Annotated in this window: 16 protein-coding genes and 1 tRNA gene; 11 read left to right on the plus strand and 6 right to left on the minus strand. The window is 30.2% G+C overall.

The window, feature by feature from the left end; all coding sequences use genetic code 11:
- The first annotated feature begins 3 nt into the window (after positions 1-3).
- The gene (locus ACIJYB_RS02345) at positions 4-858 is read left to right on the plus strand and encodes a bile acid:sodium symporter family protein (protein WP_435151898.1); all 855 of its coding nucleotides are present in this window, start codon (positions 4-6) and stop codon (positions 856-858) included.
- On the opposite strand, the gene ACIJYB_RS02350 is transcribed toward ACIJYB_RS02345, so the two are convergent.
- Positions 842-1,807 (minus strand): MarR family transcriptional regulator, encoded by a 966-nt coding sequence (locus ACIJYB_RS02350; protein ID WP_435151901.1) that lies wholly within the window; start codon positions 1,805-1,807, stop codon positions 842-844. The genes ACIJYB_RS02345 and ACIJYB_RS02350 overlap by 17 nt on opposite strands.
- Before the next feature lie 102 nt (positions 1,808-1,909).
- Here ACIJYB_RS02350 and ACIJYB_RS02355 point away from each other — a divergent pair, with 102 nt between their 5' ends.
- Both ACIJYB_RS02355 and ACIJYB_RS02360 read left to right on the plus strand, forming a co-directional pair.
- Positions 1,910-2,083, plus strand: a complete 174-nt coding sequence (locus tag ACIJYB_RS02355) for a hypothetical protein (RefSeq protein ID WP_435151903.1) — start codon at positions 1,910-1,912, stop codon at positions 2,081-2,083.
- Between the two features lie 103 nt (positions 2,084-2,186).
- Positions 2,187-2,384 (plus strand): hypothetical protein, encoded by a 198-nt coding sequence (locus tag ACIJYB_RS02360; RefSeq protein WP_435151906.1) that lies wholly within the window; start codon positions 2,187-2,189, stop codon positions 2,382-2,384.
- Here the strand turns inward: ACIJYB_RS02360 and ACIJYB_RS02365 are convergent.
- The 4 genes from ACIJYB_RS02365 to ACIJYB_RS02380 all read right to left on the minus strand — a co-directional run bounded on the left by ACIJYB_RS02365 (position 2,370) and on the right by ACIJYB_RS02380 (position 7,117).
- Positions 2,370-3,377: an Ldh family oxidoreductase gene (locus tag ACIJYB_RS02365; protein ID WP_435086755.1), complete on the minus strand. Its 1,008-nt coding sequence runs from the start codon at positions 3,375-3,377 to the stop codon at positions 2,370-2,372. The two genes, ACIJYB_RS02360 and ACIJYB_RS02365, sit on opposite strands and share 15 nt — an antisense overlap.
- 2 nt (positions 3,378-3,379) lie before the next feature.
- Positions 3,380-5,290, minus strand: coding sequence for an ABC transporter permease (locus tag ACIJYB_RS02370; RefSeq protein WP_435151909.1), 1,911 nt, complete (start codon positions 5,288-5,290; stop codon positions 3,380-3,382).
- A 1-nt stretch (position 5,291) separates the two neighbouring features.
- Positions 5,292-6,089, minus strand: coding sequence for an ATP-binding cassette domain-containing protein (locus ACIJYB_RS02375; protein ID WP_435086759.1), 798 nt, complete (start codon positions 6,087-6,089; stop codon positions 5,292-5,294).
- Positions 6,090-6,175: 86 nt separating this feature from the next.
- Complete coding sequence (locus tag ACIJYB_RS02380; RefSeq protein ID WP_435086761.1) at positions 6,176-7,117, minus strand: ABC transporter substrate-binding protein; 942 nt, start codon at positions 7,115-7,117, stop codon at positions 6,176-6,178.
- A gap of 191 nt (positions 7,118-7,308) precedes the next feature.
- Here ACIJYB_RS02380 and ACIJYB_RS02385 point away from each other — a divergent pair, with 191 nt between their 5' ends.
- The 6 genes from ACIJYB_RS02385 (at position 7,309) to ACIJYB_RS02410 (ending at position 13,733) form a co-directional block, all read left to right on the plus strand.
- Positions 7,309-8,655 carry an aspartate aminotransferase family protein gene (locus ACIJYB_RS02385; protein WP_435151912.1) on the plus strand — a complete coding sequence of 449 codons (1,347 nt, stop codon included), beginning with the start codon at positions 7,309-7,311 and terminating at the stop codon, positions 8,653-8,655.
- A 36-nt stretch (positions 8,656-8,691) separates the two neighbouring features.
- A complete protein-coding gene (gene ald / locus ACIJYB_RS02390) occupies positions 8,692-9,810 on the plus strand; it encodes an alanine dehydrogenase (protein ID WP_435151914.1) in 1,119 nt (372 codons plus the stop codon).
- Positions 9,811-9,814: 4 nt separating this feature from the next.
- Positions 9,815-12,259: a GcvT family protein gene (locus tag ACIJYB_RS02395; RefSeq protein ID WP_435151917.1), complete on the plus strand. Its 2,445-nt coding sequence runs from the start codon at positions 9,815-9,817 to the stop codon at positions 12,257-12,259.
- Between the two features lie 43 nt (positions 12,260-12,302).
- Positions 12,303-12,512 (plus strand): hypothetical protein, encoded by a 210-nt coding sequence (locus tag ACIJYB_RS02400; RefSeq protein ID WP_435151920.1) that lies wholly within the window; start codon positions 12,303-12,305, stop codon positions 12,510-12,512.
- Positions 12,513-12,598: 86 nt separating this feature from the next.
- Positions 12,599-12,675 (plus strand) — tRNA-Met (locus ACIJYB_RS02405).
- A gap of 56 nt (positions 12,676-12,731) precedes the next feature.
- Positions 12,732-13,733 (plus strand): phytanoyl-CoA dioxygenase family protein, encoded by a 1,002-nt coding sequence (locus ACIJYB_RS02410; protein WP_435151923.1) that lies wholly within the window; start codon positions 12,732-12,734, stop codon positions 13,731-13,733.
- Here the strand turns inward: ACIJYB_RS02410 and ACIJYB_RS02415 are convergent.
- Positions 13,730-14,257 carry an adenine phosphoribosyltransferase gene (locus ACIJYB_RS02415; RefSeq protein WP_435151925.1) on the minus strand — a complete coding sequence of 176 codons (528 nt, stop codon included), beginning with the start codon at positions 14,255-14,257 and terminating at the stop codon, positions 13,730-13,732. The genes ACIJYB_RS02410 and ACIJYB_RS02415 overlap by 4 nt on opposite strands.
- Positions 14,258-14,298: 41 nt before the next feature.
- On the opposite strand from ACIJYB_RS02415, the gene ACIJYB_RS02420 reads away from it, so the two are divergent.
- Positions 14,299-15,171: an S-methyl-5'-thioadenosine phosphorylase gene (locus ACIJYB_RS02420; protein ID WP_435151928.1), complete on the plus strand. Its 873-nt coding sequence runs from the start codon at positions 14,299-14,301 to the stop codon at positions 15,169-15,171.
- Positions 15,168-15,974 carry an alpha/beta hydrolase family protein gene (locus ACIJYB_RS02425; protein ID WP_435151930.1) on the plus strand — a complete coding sequence of 269 codons (807 nt, stop codon included), beginning with the start codon at positions 15,168-15,170 and terminating at the stop codon, positions 15,972-15,974. The genes ACIJYB_RS02420 and ACIJYB_RS02425 overlap by 4 nt, the downstream gene beginning before the upstream one ends.
- Position 15,975 lies beyond the last annotated feature (1 nt).

Below are 15,975 nucleotides of genomic sequence, written 5' to 3' on the forward strand. Positions count from 1 at the left end.
GGTATGGAGATAGTTACAAAAATAGCACCAATTTGTTTAGCATTAATTATGTTAGGACTAGGTCTTGGTCTTTCAGTTAAAGATTTTAAAAGAGTATTAAAAACTCCAAAAGATTTTTTTGTTGGTTTTTTTTCTCAATTAGTAATTTTGCCAATTGTTGCTTTAGCCATAGCTATAATATTAGATCTTTCAACTCCATTAGCTGTTGGTTTAATGATTATTGCTGCAGCACCAGGAGGAGTTACTTCAAATGTATTAACTAAATTTGCAGATGGAGATGTAGCATTATCAATCTCTTTGACTGCAGTTGTAAGTTTAATTAGCATCATATCAGTTCCATTTGTTGTCATTAACTCAGCTGAATTTTTTGGAGTTGTAGTTCTAAAAGATGTTTCATTGATAGGTATTGCATTGAAGATGGCATTAGTTGTAACTGTACCAGTTATTTGTGGAATGATTATTAGAGCTTATGCTGAAAATTTTATTTCATCTAAAATTAATATTATTAATAAATTAACTAGCTTGTTATTTATAATTGTCTTTGTTGCGATTTGGATTGAAGAAAAAGATAATATTCTTAATTATCTTGTTCAAGCTGGTTTAGCTGTTTTAATCTTAAATATAGTAATGATGATGTTAGGATATTTTATAGCTAAAAAATTTGCATCAGGAATAGCTCAACAAAAATGTATTGCATTAGAATGTGGTTTACAAAATGGAACTTTAGCAGTGTTTGTTGCAACATTAATGTTTGATGATTTAGCTTATATGGTACCCACAGCAGCTTATGCACTTACGATGTATATAACTGGTTTTATCTTTATTTATATTTTAAGAAAATCTAATCAGAATTTATAACCTTAATTTGGTTAAAAATTCTATGCAACATACTACTTAAACTTTTCATATTTTGATTTTGCATCTTAATTTGTTTTTTTAACCTTGAACCTTTTATGTTCAGTGTAATAAGTTTTTTTTCATTAATATGTAAAAAATCAGTTTCAACTAATCTTTTTATCTTTCTAACAACTGTAGGTCTAGGAATACCTGTAATATCTGATAAAGACATGGCATTAACTCCCACATCATCGGCTCCCTGAGCTAACTTTGTCCAATGACTCATATTTAAATCTTGTGCTTTAAAACTTTTATTGCCTACTGTATTTAAAAGAACTACAAGCCCAATAGCTAAAGTTTCTAAATCAGTAAGAGCAATCCTCCAACGATTGGTAAAAATAAATATTAATTTATAAAATTGATACCAACAAAAAGAAAAATTATTTTTAAGTGATGTTGTAATTTCATCTTTATTGAAAATCTTAATGGTTATTTTTTCGTCTAATAATATTTTATTAAACTTATGAAGTAAGACACTTAATGCGTCTAAAGTTTGTTTTGGTTTTGCTGTTATAAAGGCAGATCTATCTAAAAAAATCTTTTTTCCATTTTTTTTAATTACTCTTGCTTTCTCTAATTCTTGAACTTTACGTCTTACACTTTCTTTAGGTATCTTAAGATCAGTTGAAATATCGCTGATATTAATTTTAGGAATTTCTATTGATTTATCATTATAAAATGTATCGTAATCTACAATTAATCCATTTTTTCTATAGAATATTAAGTCTTTATTTATTAAGTAAACTAAAATTATGTATTTATCGATATCCTGAAAAACATTGTATGAACGAATAAGCCAACTAGATAATAATTCAAACCAATAGGGTGCGATTTTACTAAAGTTTTTACTGATAATTTTAAAGATTACATCTTCTTTAATTTCATTGGATATACTAGGTAATTTCTTCATATATTTAAAAAACCCAATTTGAACAATAAGTAGATAAGAGTTAACCCATTTTGGACAAACGTTGTGTATCTAATTTAAGCATTACATGATCTATTGTTTTTAATGAGTACAGAGAGCTTAAATAGAACATCAGTTATTTTAGAGACCCCTAGAGTTAACGTCGATGTTCTAAAGCAAAGAATAATAGACCAGAAAAAAAAAGATAAAGTTAAAAGAACTGTTATTTTTTCAACTGTATGTGTTTCTCTGGGAATTTTAACACTTCTTTCCTCTTAAAATAAGAAATTTTTTAGAATAAATTAATATCATATAATCAGATATCCCCATTTTGATCAGCCTTTATATATAATTTTTTTTTGGTCGTGGTTAACTGTCTTTAATGAATAAAGAAGAGTTAGATAAAATTTCTGAGGATATAGAAAATAATACTAATGAAACTGAAGCCACAAAGAACTTGTGTGTGCATGATTTAAGACGAAAACTTAAAGAAAAACTAAAAAAAGAAACAATTAACAAAGTAATAATCTTATCTGTTCTAATTTTCTTTATTGGTTTTTTATCGCTACTTGTTTATTAAAGTTTCAAGATCTTTCTTAATAACATCAGATATTGAAATTTCTTTTTTAAGATTTTGTTTATATCGATTAAACTTGTTTTGACCTGGATACATTATTTCTTTTACACCTTTAATTTTAGGAAGTTTCTTAATAGTTTTAATATTATCCTTAATTCTTTGATTGTAATTTTTTTGAAATAAATTTGCTTTAAAAGTTATAAACAAATGACCAATATTTTGTGGTCCAGAAAAATCATCAAAAGGATCTTTAACCTTACCTGCATGATTTCCACCTGTAAGCACACCACTTAAAATATCAACCATCCAAGCAAGTCCAGATCCTCTGAAACCTGCAATTGGAAGCTGTACACCTTCCAATGCTTTTTTAGCATCTATAGTTGGTTTACCAAATTTATCTAAAGCAACACCTTCAGGAATTTTTTGATTGTTTCTTGCAGCAACTCTAATCTTACCTCTATTAATCATTGAAATCGATGTATCTAAAATAAATGGAATTTTAGATCCAGTTGGAGTTCCAAAACAAACAGGATTTGTTCCAAATAAAGTTTTTAATGCACCATGAGGTGCAACAGCAGGAGGTGCATTTGTGTAAATCATTGCTATTAAATTTTTCTTAACAGCTTGTTCTGCGTAATAACCAGACAAACCATAGTGACCGCTATTTTTTACAGCAACCATTCCAATACCTGTTTTTTGTGCATGTTTGATTGCAGTTTTAATTCCAAGATCAGCTGCAACAAAACCAATACTGTTATTTGCATCAATGTGAGAAATTGATTGAGAAATCTTTTTAATTTTAATTTTAGGTTTTGAATTAATTACTTTTTTTGAAATACGATCACAATACATCTTCAATCTTGATAAACCATGCCCATAAGCACCAACTAATTCTGCATTAATTAATGCATTAGCTGAAATTGAAGCATGATCTTTACTTAAACCATATTTTTGAAAAATCTTTATGATTTCTTTTTTAAGTAACGGGGTTTTCACTATTAGCCTTTACCACGCCATGGAATATATTTGTCTATAAGTTTTCTTAAGGTTACATCAAATAATAAACCCAACATTCCCATAACAAAAATTGTGATCCAAATAACTTCGTATTGGAAGTATTTCTTAGCAACGTTTTCAACAAAACCAATACCAGTTGTTCCTGCTAAAAACTCAGCTGCAACCAATGTTCCCCAACACATACCAATTGCAACTCTTACACCAGTTAATATCTCTGGTAATGAATTTGGAAATATTACATATCTTAATATTTGCCACTTAGATGCTCCTAATGAGTGTGAAGCGTGAATTTTTGATAATTGTGTACCTGATGCACCAGCTCTAGCTGATATAATCATAATAGAAAATGACACCATGAAAAGTAAAAATACTTTTCCAACGTTATCAATTCCAAGTACTGATATAATAAGTGGAGCCCATGCAAGTGGTGGAACCGGTCTGTATAATTCAATTAATGGATCAAAAAATCCTTTTGCAAATCTATTAAGACCCATAAATAATCCAAGAGGTACTCCTAAGATAATTCCAATTACTAAACCTAACAATACCCTTAAAAAAGAATCCCATATATGTCCCATAGGAACAGGAATTTTAAATAATTTAAACTCACCAGTAACTACACTTAAAACTTTACTTTTAAAGTTAGGCTCAACTACACCACTTTCATTATGAACAGGATATTTACCTGGAACAATATCTGCAATCCAATCAGGTAGAATAAAACCAACTATTTTACTAACATCCATCATTTCAAACCAAAGCAATGGAATATTTTTAAAACCAACACTAGGTTTTGATAAAAGAATAAATTTATCTAGAGTATCAGAGGGTTTGGGTAACCATCTTCCTGAACCTTGTTCAGAACAATTTGGACCACTGGATACAATTGTACCAGCTGGAAATAAAAGCATATCAACATACTTTAAAGAGCCTTGTTCCTTTTTTTGAACTTCATCAAAAGATATGATTGCCCCTTGTAAATCATTTAAAGTTTTAGGGGGGAATATACTTGCATATTCAATTCTTCTTGCAATTTTAAGAACATCTTTTGCTAATGTAGAAGCAATTTCTTCACTATCATTAGCTTCTTTTCTAAATGTTTTGACGTCATCTTTAATTTCTTTCATAACTGATTTGTATTGAAAGTTATGATTTCTTAATTTAAAGAATTCATCGCTAATTACTTTAAGTTCTTGAGCTGCTGCATCAAATTTTAGGCCTTTATCTGTTTTAGGAATTGTTGGAACTTCAACAGTATTTTCCACAGCTGTACCAGAAGCTCCCCAACCACCCTCAGCTTGAGCATCGATTAGTCTTTTGTTTCTTTGTTCCGAACTTTCATAGGGATAATCTTTTTTCTGAAATTCGGCAGATAATTGATCAATTTTACCTGCAAGTTCAAAAATTTTAACTTTTGTTTGATTATCTAATAAAGCTTCATTAGTTAATAATGGAATTGTTGATTTAGTCTTATCAATTAATCCAAGTAAGATTGTTCTATGTTGTTCACTAATTTCGCTTGAGTTTTTAATTTCATTTTTAAGCTTTATTATATTTTTATTTTCAGCCTTAATAATAGATGTACTTTTGAACTCTCTTTCTTCAATAGGGAACAAGTATTTTAAGGATAATAAAGAGTCATTTACTTTACCAACCTGGCATAATTCATTAGCTGATTGAGGGTAAAAAGATTTTGCTATATCCCACGAATAATATAGCCAAGTTAATAAAATAACACTACTTCCAACGATAATCCAATGAGTTCCACCTTTAGCTCGTTCTGGGTTCCCAAAAACAGCATCTACTTTTTCAGTTCTTATAAGTTTTCTGCCGTACATAATACAGCCAATGATAGCTACAATAATTAAAAAAGTTATAATTTGAGTAAACATACTAGATATCCTTACCCATTATTTCTTCTTCCATGTTCCAAATCATGGTTAAGATTTCTTCTCTTTTACTAGTAAAATCTTTTAAATTTTTAATGTCTCTTAAGTCTTCTTTTAAACCCATTGAAGCAAATGGAAGATTGTACTCTTTATGTATACGTCCAGGTCTTGGTGCCATTACATAAAGTCTTTCACCAAGCAACAATGCTTCTTCAACTGAGTGAGTAATTAAAATAATTGTTTTTCCAGTTTCTTTCCAAATTTTTAAAACAAGTGACTGCATCTTTTCTCTAGTAAGTGCATCTAATGCTCCTAAAGGCTCGTCCATTAAAATTAAATCTGGATCATTGATTAAACATCTAGCAAGAGCTACCCTTTGCTGCATACCGCCTGACAATTGGTAAGTTGGAGTATTTCCAAATCCTTGAAGACCAACTATTTCCAACCACTCTTCAACTTTTTTTGCTGTCTCAATCGGATCTTCTTTTTTCATTCTCAATCCAAAATTGACATTTTCAGCAACTGTTAACCATTCAAACAATGCACCTTGCTGAAACACCATACCTCTTTCAACACCAGGCCCATTAATTTCATTGCCCCCTAATATTATTTGCCCTGAGGTAGGTCTTAAAAATCCTGCTGTAATATTAAGTAAAGTAGTTTTTCCACATCCCGAGGGGCCAAGAACTGTTAAAAGTTCTCCTTTTTTTAAAGTAAAATTTACATCTTTTAATGCATGAACAGTTTCTCCTTTAGGAGTTTTAAAAATCATGTTTAGATTTTGAGAAACTAGATCACTCATAAGAATACTTTATAATAGAATATTTTAAAAAAATAGGCACCAATTATTTCTAATTGGCGCCTATTAAAATTTATTTTACTCTCTTATTAAAGAGGTAAAAAACTTGTGTCCACTGCTCCGTTAGGAGTATCCATTCCTTTTAAGAAACCAGCAAGGTTTCCAGAAGTCATAGATTTTTCAGTTTCTGCAGGTGTAAGAAATTTAAATCCACCGATTGTTTCTTTCATATCACCAAGTTTCATTTCAGCATCTTTTGCTATTACTTTCATATCTGATTTACCAGAAGCGTATCTAGCATTTGCTTCATGAGTTACTTCGATGAATGTTCTTAACATACCAGGGTTTTCTTTCATGAACTTGTCAGTTACAGAAGTAATATCGATACCTAAAATACCAGCATCTCTAGCTTCTTGTACTGTTAAAAGTCTTGATCCAACTGCAGTTGCAGCTTTGATAGAGTTACCACCAAATAGACAAGCCATAACAACATCACCACTTACTAAAGCAGCAGCACCTTCTTCTGGGTCCATTTGAATAACGTCCATTTTAGATCTGTCAGCTCCAACAACTTTCATACTTTCGTCAAAAACGTATTCAGCCATTGTTCCAAGTGGAACAGCAACTTTTTTACCTTCTAACTCAGATCCATTTGCTTTTGTAATTCCAGAAGCATTAGATGTAACACAAGTTGTTCCACCCATTCCGTATTCCATAGCGATGTCTACAAGTTTTAAAGGAGCTTTTGATTTAACAGCATTTATAAAAGGTACTAAACCTTGTGAGTAAGAAATATCAATATCTCCTGCTAACATAGCATCAGTCATAGCACCACCGTTTGAAAAGTTAGTCCATTTAACTGGAACACCTAAAGCTTTTTCATACATGCCTTTAACTTTGTCTTCTTGGTTTGGCGTTGGCCATTCTAGAAAGAATGCAACTCTAACTTCTTTAGCTGCTGAATTTGCAACTGAAATAGAAAGATTAAGAGCAACGATTGAACCAAGGATAAAACTTAATATTTTTTTCATTATTTTTCCTCTGTTTAATTAATTAAATTATCCATATTTAAATTCAATTTGTCAGCGAAGTAAAACAAAAAAATGTCGCTCGGTACAATCTATGGTTGTGTCAATAATGTTCTAGTTTAAGTATTTATTTTAGTCTAAAGAGGCCATAAGTTTAACTTACAAAAAATATTTAATATCAAGAAAGAAAATTTATGAGCTCAGAAAATAGAACTTCAGTTCCAAATTCATTGAACGAACATTGGATGCCGTTTACATCTAATAAAGATTTTAAAGCAAATCCAAGATTAATAACTGAAGCAAAAGGTGTTTATTTAAAAACGCACCATGGAAAAACTCAAATTGATGCAAGCTCAGGATTATTTTGTAATCCACTAGGTCATGGAAGAAAAGAAATTACAGAAGCTGTTACAAAACAATTAGAAACCTTAGATTATGCTCAACCTTTTCAACAAGGTTTTGGTGGTTCTTTTGAGTTAGCTTCAAGAATAGCTAAACATACACCAGGTGATTTAAACAAAATGTTTTTTACAATTTGTGGCTCAACTGCTGTTGAAACTGCAATTAAAATTGCTGTTGCTTATCATAGAGCAAAAGGAGAAGCGCAAAGATTTAGATTTGTAGGACGTGAAAGAGGTTATCACGGAATGAATATTGGCTGTGTTTCAGTTGGTGGAATGGTTAATAATGTTAAAACATTTGCGAGCATTTTAATGCCAGGTGTTCAACACATCAGACACACTCATTTACCAGAACATAAATTTGTAAGTGGTCAACCAGAAACTGGTGATTATTTGGCTAATGATTTAGAAACTATTTGTCAAAACTTCGGTAGTGAAAATATTGCAGCTTGCATAGTTGAACCGATCGCAGGATCAACAGGTACTTTAGTTCCACCTAAGGGATATTTACAAAAACTTCGAGAGATTTGTGACAAACATGGAATACTTTTAATTTTTGATGAAGTAATTACAGGATGGGGCAGAACAGGCTCTAAGTTTGGAGCTGACGAGTTTGGTGTAACACCAGATATTATGACAATGGCAAAAGCTACAACAAATGGTGTTGTACCTATGGGTGTTGTCGCGTGTAATGATAGTATTTATGATGCAGTAATGGATGCATCACCAACAGGCGCTGTTGAATTATTTCATGGATATACTTATTCAGGAATTCCAGTTGCAGTAGCAGCTGCATTAGCAGTTCAAGATATTTTCGAAAAGGATGATATTTTTAACAGAGCTAAAAATTTAGCACCTTATTTTCAAAAAGGACTATTCTCTCTTCAAGATTTAGAAGCTGTAGACAATATTAGAGGATATGGAATGATGGGTGGTATTGATATGAAATTAAATACGAAACCAGGTAAAGCAGGTTTTGAATGTTTTAAAGCGTGTTATGAAGCAGGAGTAAACTTTAAAGCTACTGGTGATTGTTTAATTATTGCTCCACAATTTATTTGTGAAGAAAAACATATTGATGAGATTATTGATAAACTTAGAACAGGTATCACTAACTATCAAAAAAACCAAAAAAACTAATTAGTTTTATTAAATTTAAAAGAAAGAATAAAAGTCATGAAGATAGGCGTACCTAAGGAAATCAAACCACAAGAAAATAGAATTGGATTAACTCCAGAAAGTGTAAAAACTTTAGTATCTGAAGGCCATGAAGTTATAGTTGAAAATAACGGTGGTTTTGAAGCTGGCTTTGAAAACGAACAATATACAAGTGTTGGTGCGAAAATTGCTAACAATGCCTCTGATATTTTTAATGATGCTGAAATTATAGTTAAAGTTAAGGAGCCTCAAAAAGTTGAAGTGGATATGATTAGAGAAAATCAGATTGTATACACTTATCTACATCTTGCAGCTGCTAAAGAATTAACTGAAGGTTTGATAAAGTCTAAAAGCATTAATATTGCATATGAAACAGTAACAGATGATGATGGAAGACTGCCATTGCTTGCACCTATGAGTGCTGTTGCAGGTAGAATGTCTGTTCAAGCAGGAGCCCACTGTTTAGAAAAAAATCAAAATGGAAGAGGTCTTTTATTAGGTGGTGCACCTGGTGTTGCAGGTGGAACGGTAGTTATTTTAGGTGGTGGAGTTGTTGGGGAAAATGCAGCTGTTATAGCAACCGGTATGCAAGCTAAAGTTCATATTGTAGATAAATCAGAAGCAAGATTAAAACAGCTTGTTGGGATGTTTGGTGATAAAATTATTCCAGAGCAAAGTGATAAAATTGATTTAAATAAATTAGTAAGCGAAGCTGATCTTTTAGTGGGTGGAATTTTAATTCCTGGAGCTGAGGCACCAAAATTAGTGACTAAAGATATGATAAAAACCATGAAGCGAGGGTCAGTTATTGTTGATGTTGCAATTGATCAAGGTGGATGTGTTGAAACAAGTAAACCAACAACCCATGGTGATCCAACATATATAGTAGATGGTGTGGTTCATTACTGTGTAGCAAACATGCCTGGTGGAGTACCTAGAACTTCAACACTTGCTCTAAATAATGCAACTTTACCTTTTTTAGTAAAACTTGCTAACAAAGGTTATCAAAAAGCTTTAGGTGAAGATAAAAACTTTTTAGCAGGATTAAATGTTCACAAAGGTCATGTAACTTATAAAGCAGTAGCTGATGTTTTTGGCCATGATTATGTTGCCCCAGAAGAGGCTATAAAAATCTAATTAAATGGAAAAAGCTTTACCAAGCAGCACAAAAGTTGTTGTAATTGGTGGAGGTGTAGCAGGATGCTCCGTTGCGTATCATCTAGCAAAATTTGGTTGGAAAGACACAATTTTACTTGAGAGAGATCAATTAACATCGGGTACTACTTGGCATGCAGCAGGTTTAGTTGGACAACTTGGTGCGACAGCTACAATTACAAAACTTAGAAAGTATTCACTTAATCTTTACAAAGAACTTGAAAAGAAAACTGAATTATCAACTGGTTTAAAGCAAAATGGTGCAATAACAGTTGCAAGCTCAAAAGAAAGACTTCAAGAGTTGTTAAGGCAAGCAACATCTGCTCAACTTTTTGATGTAAACGTTGAAGTGTTAGATAAAAAAAAAATTAAAGATTTATATCCTGTAATTAATGACCAAGATATTTTAGGGGGCGTTTATATGCCGGAAGACGGCCAAGCAGATCCTGTGGGAGTTACAAATGTTTTGGCAAAAGCAGCAAGACTTGAAGGAGTTAAAATTTTTGAAAAGACACCAGTCACTAAAATATTAGTAAAAAATAATCGAATAACAGGCGTAGAAACTGTAAATGGAAAAATAGATTGTGAATACGTTGTGCTTGCTACAGGAATGTGGTCAAGACAAATTGGTGAGGATATTGGAGTTAGCGTACCTTTATATCCCAATGAACATTTTTATATAATTACTGAACCTATGAATGATCTTCCAAAAGATCTTCCTGTACTTAGAGATTACAATGACTGTCTTTATTTAAAAGAAGATGCAGGGAAAATATTAGTAGGCATTTTTGAGCCAGGTGCAAAAAATGCTTTTAAGGAAAAAGGGATAGTTCCAAATGATTTTTCTTTTGGAGAGTTCCCAGATGATTTTGATCATTTTGAACCTTATTTGGAAAAATCATTTAAAAGATTGCCAATATTAGAAAATGCTGGAATTAGAAAATTTTTTTCAGGACCTGAGTCATTTACACCTGATACACAATATTTATTAGGAGAAACTCCTGAAGTTGCAAATTTATTTACATGTTGTGGTTTCAATAGTATTGGAATTGCAAGCTCTGGTGGAGCGGGCAGGGTTACAGCAGAATGGATGATTAATGGATATATGAATGAAGATTTATATTCACTAGATATTAAAAGATTTCAAAAATTTCATTCTTCTAAAAAATTTATAATGAATAGGGTTACAGAGACCTTAGGAGATTTATATGGAATGCATTGGCCATATAAACAACATGAAACTTCAAGGAATCAAAAATTACTTCCATATCATAATGATTTAAAAAATGCTGGTGCATGTTTTGGTCAATCAGGAGAATATGAAAGACCAATGTGGTTTGCTTTAAATAATATTAAACCAGAATATCATTATAGTTTTAACTATCAAAATTGGTATCCATCTGTTGAATATGAGTGCAAAAATACAATTGAAAATGTTGGTTTGTTTGAACTCTCTCCTTTTTCAAAATATGAAATTAAAGGAGAAAAAGCATATGAAGAATTACAAAGATTGTGCACTGCTAATATTAAAAACGAAATTGGAAAATGCACATATACTCATATGCTTAATGAAGGAGCGGGTATAGAAACAGATTTAACAGTTGTTTGTATTGATAAGAATCATTTTAGAATCATTAGTTCAGCTGCGGTTAGAACCCATGATAAAGCGCATATTCTAAAATACTTATCACCCGATGTTGAATTTAAAGATGTTACTGATGATATAATTTGTTTAGGAGTATTTGGACCAAAAAGTAGAGATTTATTATCAAAACTAATAAATCAAGATTTATCAAATGATAATTTTAAGTTTGGTACAAGTAAAAATCTAAAAATAGGATCTGTAAATGTGTGGACACAAAGATTATCTTATGTTGGTGAGCTTGGATATGAACTTTACATTAATAAAGATAAAGGAAAAGAAATTTACGATTTAATTGTGAACACTGGCAAAGATTTTAAACTTAGTCATTGCGGCTCTCATGCGATGGATATTATGAGAATGGAAAGTGGTTTTCTTCACTGGGGACACGATATCTCACCTGAAGAAAATCAATATCAAGCAGGTTTAAATTTTGCAATAAGCTTTAAAAAACCTTTTAATTTTATCGGAAAAGAACAATTGCAAAAAATCAAAGATGAAAAATTAGACAAAAGGTTTGCTATGTTTGTCCTAAAAAAAAGCGAACCAGGTAATCCATTATTACTTCATGAAGAACCAATTTATTTAAATGATAATATTATAGGCAAAACCACCTCTGGAAACTATTCATTTAATTATGATAAAAATTTATCATTTGGTTATATAAAATCAGATATCTCTAATGAAAAGTTGAAAGATAAAAATATATTTATAGAAATCGAAAAGAAAAAATATCAAGCAGAAATACTTTTAAACCCTTTAAAACAAGCAAATTTTAAAAATATCTAATTAAAGAATTGTCATTTTAGCAAAAGGCTGATTTAATTAGACTATGAAAAGAAGTGACAGAGAAATAAACTTATTAGATATATCTCAAACTGAACACAGAAGTACTCGATCTAACAAAATTAAAACAACAGATGTAAATATTTTGCTAAACAGAGTTAGAATGACAAAAAAAATAGAGTTAAAAAAAAGAGTAATCTTTTTAGCTTCATTGTTATTTGGTGTAATTTTAATTAGTGTTTTTACTTTAATTTAGCTTTAAATTTACTATATCGTTTTCCAAATATAAATTTGTTTATTGAAACATAAAAGAATTCTATTATAAATCCTTCTTAATTATTTGGCGGGGTAGCTCAGTTGGTTAGAGCGCAGGACTCATAAGCCTGAGGTCAGTGGTTCGATCCCACTTCCCGCTACCACATATATAAAATATTTTTTTTGTTGATTTATTAGTGATATGATTTTTAATATATAAATGATTAGTTTAACTACACGAAAAAATCTTCAAATTAATGTTCCAGAAAATCAATTAGAAGATAGCTCTAAAAAATTTTATTTAGAAAATATCATGGAAGCAATTGAATACTATAAAGATAATGGTTACGTAATTTTTAAAGAATTTGTTGAAAAAGAAGATTGTAATGAAATCTTAAAAATTTGGAATACAACTATTAAGAAATATGATGGAAAAATTTACCGTCAAACTACAGGAAAAGCAGAGAAAAATATTTTAAATAAAAATAATTGGATTATGAATCCAGTTCTAAACTTACAAAGTTTAAATCCATTTAAATTTGAGGAGTTAAGAAAAAAAGTTGAAGATAAAATTTTTAAAAATTCAAAAATATGTTCTTTTTTAAAACAGACCTTTAAATTTAAGCCAAAAATCATACAGTCAATGTATTTTGAGGGTAATTCAGCAACTCATGAACATCAAGATACATATTATTTAGACTCGGAGACAATAGGGAATCTTACAGCTGCATGGATTGCACTAGAAGAAATCAAAGCAGATGCTGGCAGATTTTTTGTTTGTGCTGGTAGCCACAAAATAGATATAAAAAAACTAAAATACTATGATAAGATTTTATCAAATCATGATTTGTATATTGATGAGTTAATTTTGATCTGTAAAAAAAATGATTATCGTTTTAAAGCACCATATCTTGATAAAGGAGATGTTTTATTTTGGAATTCCAAAACATTACATGGTTCTTTAAATTCACAATCTAAAACTTTTAGCAGATCTTCAATAACTTTACATGCTATACCAGCTAATGAAAAATTTCTACACTGGCACAAACATTTTATTAAAACACCAGTTGATGATTTGGTTGAAAGTTTTATCTACAGAAGAAAAGACCAAAAATTATTTTTAAATAGAATTATTTTATTTTTTGAGTCCAATTTTCCAAACTTAATTTATTTGCTAAAAAAAATAATTATAAAAATTATTTACAAGCAAAGACATTATTAATGTCCTGGAAAATCAATTAAATTTTCAACTTTATAATTTTTTTTTAATAAATTATTTGATCCACCCAAGTCGAATAAGTTAATTACAAATATAAATGCTGCAACTTTACTTTTTGAAATTTCGACAAGTTTAGCAGCAGCCTCGGCTGTACCACCAGTAGCAATTAAGTCATCTATAATTAATACGTTATCATTTTCTTCTAAAGAGTCTTTATGCACCTCTATTGTAGCCGTTCCGTACTCAAGTTCAAAATCAATAGAGTGGACTTCAGCTGGTAATTTATTTTTTTTTCTGAGCATTATAAATGGCTTTTTCAAAATATAAGAAACTGCTGAAGCAAATACAAAACCTCGTGACTCTATTGCTGCTATTTTTGTAAAGTTATGTTTTTTTGATCTTTCAACTATCTGGTTAATAGTTTCAGAAAATGCATTTTCATCTTTTATTAGGGTTGTAATGTCTCTAAATAAAATCCCTTTTTTTGGATAATCTGGGATAGATCTAATATAATCTTTTAAATTCATAATAGTTAAATATAAAAGTATAAATAATTAAATTTTTAACTATGACAACTAATAAATTAGCAATAATTGGTGGAAGTGGTCTTTATGATGTGGAGGAATTTAAAGATAGGGAATTACTTAATATAAATACTCCATGGGGAAAACCATCTGATCAAATTTTAAAAACAAATTATAACAACAAAGAAGTTTATTTTTTACCAAGACATGGAAGAGGTCATTTTATTTCGCCATCAAATATAAATTTTAGAGCAAATATTGATGCTCTTAAGCAACTAGGAGTAACAGATATGGTTTCTGTTTCTGCAGTAGGATCGCTTAAAGAAAGTTTACCACCTGGTAAATTTGTTATCGTTGATCAATTTATTGATAGAACTTTTGCTAGAACTAAAACTTTTTTTGACAATGAAATTGTAGCTCATGTTTCAATGGCACACCCAACATCAAACGGATTAATGAATGCTTGTGAGGAAGCGATTAAAAAATCTAATGTAGATTATCAAAGAAATGGAACTTACGTTGTAATGGAAGGACCTCAATTTTCAACATTAGCTGAGTCAAATTTATACAGATCTTGGAAAGCAGATGTAATTGGTATGACCAATATGCCAGAAGCCAAGTTAGCAAGAGAAGCTGAAATTAGATACGCATCTGTATCAATGGTAACTGATTTTGATTGTTGGCATCCTGAACATGAAAATGTTGATGTACAACAGGTAATAAAAGTTTTGTTAGGTAATGCAGAAAAAGCAAAAGTGATGATTAAAAATTTAATTGATAATTTTGAAGGTTATATTGATCCAAATGATCCAACAAATAATTGCTTGGATGTAGCAATAATTACTGCACCTGAGAAAAGAACTAAAAAAACAATAGAAAAACTTAGAACAATAGCTGGTAGATTTTTAAATAAATGAAAAAAATAATTTATACAATTTTAATTTCCTTTTTATTTATTTCTTATTCTTTCTCAAAAAATTTAAGTGGATTTGTTATTGATAATGAGAAGAATAAATTTAATTTACAGCCAATTTCTAAATCTTATAAAGGGAAAACACCCAATATAAGCCTAAATAATTCAGAAAATATAAAAGTTGTAATATTTTCTCATGGAACAACTAGGCCTCAAAAAAAAGAAAAATGCAAAAAAAAATATAACGCTATTCCAAATTCTTTATCAAGCTTAACTGAAATTGATAACGTTTTCATTTATTATTTGTGTTCTAAAGCAACTGATGGAAACAAACCTGGGTCTTATATTGGAAAAAGAGTTAATGAGATTGAAAATGTTATAGATCAATTATTAGACAACGGCATCAAGCCTAAAAATATTTTTCTTTCAGGAGTTTCTGCAGGAGGTTGGTCTTCACTTATGTTGATGCCAAAAGTAGGGAAAAAATTTAATTCAGCAATTGTTTTTGCTCCGGCATGCTGTGGACCAAGACATGAAATTAATAAATATCCAGTATGGAGAAAGGAAATTAGACCCAAACAAGTTAAGCAGATACAAGAAGCAAATTTAATTAAAGCTCTTATTTTTGCATATGAAGATGATAAATTTAATAGATCAAAAGAACTTATGTTTCTTAAGAAAAAATCACCAGATACAGTTAATATCATAGAGTACAAATGTGGCAAGGGCCATAATACGTATAGAAATGACTGCAGAATTGATGAAACGAAAAAAATTATAAAAAAATATATTGAAGAGCAGGGATAAT

It is taken from the genome of Candidatus Pelagibacter bacterium nBUS_44, assembly GCF_051200895.1.
In the GTDB taxonomy this organism is placed as follows: Bacteria; Pseudomonadota; Alphaproteobacteria; order Pelagibacterales; family Pelagibacteraceae; genus Pelagibacter.